This window comes from Arthrobacter sp. JCM 19049, assembly GCF_001310435.1.
Map to the genome: position 1 here is coordinate 1 of NZ_BAXF01000248.1, position 3,180 is coordinate 3,180.

The 3,180-nt window shown below is 62.4% G+C and carries 3 protein-coding genes, 1 tRNA gene and 2 pseudogenes; 2 read left to right on the forward strand and 4 right to left on the reverse strand.

Features of this window, described 5'->3' with window-relative positions; translation table 11 throughout:
- A pseudogene (locus tag JCM19049_RS10355) lies at positions 1-347 on the forward strand (3-methyladenine DNA glycosylase); the annotation flags it as partial.
- 6 nt (positions 348-353) lie between these two features.
- On the opposite strand, the pseudogene JCM19049_RS10360 reads toward JCM19049_RS10355, so the two are convergent.
- Together JCM19049_RS10360 and JCM19049_RS10365 are read right to left on the reverse strand one after the other, a co-directional pair.
- A pseudogene (locus JCM19049_RS10360) lies at positions 354-733 on the reverse strand (thioredoxin family protein).
- A 117-nt stretch (positions 734-850) separates the two neighbouring features.
- A tRNA-Tyr gene (locus JCM19049_RS10365) sits at positions 851-932 on the reverse strand.
- A 180-nt stretch (positions 933-1,112) separates the two neighbouring features.
- On the opposite strand from JCM19049_RS10365, the gene JCM19049_RS10370 reads away from it, so the two are divergent.
- A complete protein-coding gene (locus JCM19049_RS10370; protein WP_054821547.1) occupies positions 1,113-1,601 on the forward strand; it encodes a YajQ family cyclic di-GMP-binding protein in 489 nt (162 codons plus the stop codon).
- Between the two features lie 89 nt (positions 1,602-1,690).
- Here the strand turns inward: JCM19049_RS10370 and htpX are convergent, their stop codons facing one another.
- Positions 1,691-2,566: a zinc metalloprotease HtpX gene (gene htpX, locus JCM19049_RS10375; RefSeq protein ID WP_054821548.1), complete on the reverse strand. Its 876-nt coding sequence runs from the start codon at positions 2,564-2,566 to the stop codon at positions 1,691-1,693.
- Between the two features lie 236 nt (positions 2,567-2,802).
- Positions 2,803-3,096, reverse strand: coding sequence for a hypothetical protein (locus JCM19049_RS10380; protein WP_279402942.1), 294 nt, complete (start codon positions 3,094-3,096; stop codon positions 2,803-2,805).
- Positions 3,097-3,180 lie beyond the last annotated feature (84 nt).

The following is a 3,180-nucleotide window of genomic DNA, read 5'->3' on the forward strand; positions in this document are numbered from 1 at the left end:
AGCGCTGGGCGGCACTGGGACTGAATGACTCGATGCCGGGCACCACCGGGTCCGGCACGCTGGAGGCGGCGCTGCTCTCCATCAGCGGGATCGGGCCCTGGACGGTGGCCGAGACCCTGCAGCGCTCGCACGGCTCACCGGACCACATTTCGGTTGGCGACTACCACCTGGCGGATTTCGTGGGCCAGGTGCTGGTCGGCCACAGGGTGGATGACCAGCGGATGCTGCAGCTGCTCGAACCGTACACCGGACACCGGCAACGAGTTGTCCGGTTACTGCAGCTCTCCGGGCAGCGCAAACAGGGCTTTGGGCCACGCTACACGCCGTTGGATCACCGCAACCGCTAGCAGCAGCTAGTTGGTTTCTTCCTGCTGGGCGGCTTCCTCGGCGATCTGGGCGTGCACCTCGGACATGTCGATGCCCTTCACCGCGGTCACCAGGTCCTCAAGCTGGGCACCGTTCAGGCGCCGGGCTGGGAGAAGACCAGAACCTTTTCGCGGAAGGCCATCAAGGTCGGAATCGAGGAAATGTTTGCGGCCCGGGCCAGTCCCTGCTCGGCTTCGGTGTCCACCTTGGCGAACACCACTTCCGGGAACTTCTCGGAAATCTGTTCATACACCGGGCCGAACTGCTTACACGGTCCGCACCACTCTGCCCAGAAATCCACCAGGACGATGTCATTGCCTTCGATCAGCTGCGCGAACTCTGTTTCAGTTACATCTACTGTTGCCATGGTTCAACGGTAACCGACTTCGGGCGTTGGCGCTTAGTTTGGCGGGGAAAACAGCCCGCCTCCCCTGCCCGGAAACCAAAAAATCCTCCAGATCTTGTGGATCTGGAGGATCATTTGTGGCAGATACTGGATTCGAACCAGTGAAGGCATAGCCAGCTGATTTACAGTCAGCCCCCTTTGGCCGCTCGGGTAATCTGCCCGGTTGTTCTGGTGGGAACGAGAAATAACTCTACCGGAACTTTTTGCAGATGAAAAATCGAAAGCCGCCCATTTGCTGTAATGCTCATCACCTCCGGTAAACGCCTGAGCAAACCGGTAGGCTATGAGTCAGATTTGAGCCAAACACTCACCAGTCCAACAAACCACAAGGAGAAGATTCGTGGCCAGCGATTCATCATTTGATGTTGTCAGCAAGGTGGACAGCCAGGAAGTGTCCAACGCACTGAACCAGGCAAGCAAGGAAATCTCCCAGCGCTACGACTTCAAGGGCGTCGGCGCGGAAATCGACTTCAGCGGCGAAAAGATCCTGATGAAGGCGAACTCCGAGGAGCGGGTCAAGGCAGTGCTGGACGTGTTCCAGTCCAAGCTGGTCAAGCGCAACATCTCGCTGAAGTCCCTGGATGCCGGGGAGCCTTTCGCCTCGGGCAAGGAATACCGGATCGAGGCCAGCATCAAGGAGGGCATCGCCCAGGATGTGGCGAAGAAGATCAACAAGCTGATCCGTGACGAAGCACCCAAGGGCGTGAAGTCCATCATCCAGGGCGATGAGCTGCGCGTGTCCTCCAAGTCCCGCGATGACCTGCAGGCCACCATGGCACTGCTGCGCGACTTCGAGGATGTGGACCTGCAGTTCGTCAACCTGCGCTAGCCCCGCGTGCCGGCGGCAGCATGAAAGCCGGTGTCCCATGACGTTTAACGCGCCATGGGACACCGGCTTTTGCGTGTGCTGCCTAAAAATTAGTTGCCGCGGGCCATGGCCTCCAGGCGTGCCACGCGCTCATCCATTGACGGGTGGGTGGAGAACATGCGCTTGAGCCGGGAGCCGAACGGGTTGGCGATCATCAGGTGGGAGCTGTTGACGACCTTCTGGTCTTCCTGCGCCAGCGGGGCCTGGTCGATGCCCTGCTCCAGCCGACGCAGGGCACTGGCCAGCGCCAGTGGGTCGTTGGTCAGGCGGGCGCCATCTTCGTCAGCATCGAATTCTCGGGTGCGCGAGACGGCCATCTGGATCACCGAGGCGGCCAGCGGCGCCAGCAGCGACAGGGCCAGGATGGCCAAGGGGTTCACGTTGCGGTTCTCGTTGTTCCCGCCCCCGGCGCCGAAGAACATCAGGAACTGGGCGATCGAGGTGATCACCCCGGCGATTGCCGCCGCCACCGAGGAGGTGAGGATGTCCCGGTTGTACACGTGCATCAGCTCGTGCCCCAGCACACCGCGCAGCTCGCGTTCGTTCAGGATGCGCAGGATCCCCTCGGTGCAGCACACCGCCGCGTTTTCCGGGTTGCGCCCGGTGGCGAAAGCGTTGGGTGACTGCGTGGGTGAGACGTACAGCCGCGGCATGGGCTGCTGGGCCGCCATGGACAGCTCGCGCACAATCCGGTACATCTCCGGCTGCTCCTGTTCACTGACCGGGTAGGCGTGCATGGAACGCAGCGCGATCTTGTCACTGTTCCAGTAGCCGTAGGCGGTGGTGCCCAGGCCAATGAGCGCGAAAATCCAGATGAAGGAGCTGTTCCGGGTTCCTGAGGCGATCAGGGAGCCCAGGGCCAGCAGCAGGGCAAACATACCGCCGAGCAGCAGGGCGGTTTTCAGGCCATTGTTATGTTGATGCACGGTGGGTTATCGCTCCCGTATCGTACTGAGCCGAACTTCTTGGCAGTGTGCGTGGTCAAAAGGTGTGGGCAAGATGTGTGGGCCAAGACCTCCGCCTTGGAGGACCGTGCCCCTGATCTTGCTCATCATCCTTTAGTTTATGCAACGATTGCCCCGCCCATAGGTTCCATCTCGAGCCTATCGTCCAGCTCACAGCGTGCTGCGCGCGCCACGGCAGGTCTCGGCCGCCCACCGAGCTAGGGTTCGGGGTGGCGGGAATCGTAGCGCAGGAAGCCGCGGCGCCAGCGCACCAGCAGCACGGCCACCAGCACACAGCACACCCCCCCAACCACCAGGGTCAGCCCCTCACCCAGGAAGCCCGCGGCGCCTCCGGAGAGCATCTCCCCGACCCGCGGCCCACCGGCGACCACCACGATGAACACTCCCTGCAGCCGGCCCCGCATCTGATCCGGGGCCGCGACCTGCAAGATGGTGGTGCGGAAGACCGAGGAAATGGAATCCGCGATCCCCGCCAGCAGCATGAAGAACATCGCCGGAAGCAGCCACCCGCTGGCCGCCTCGGGCCCGGAGGGCTGCCCGGCGGCCAGCACCCACGATCACGCCCCAGCCCGCTG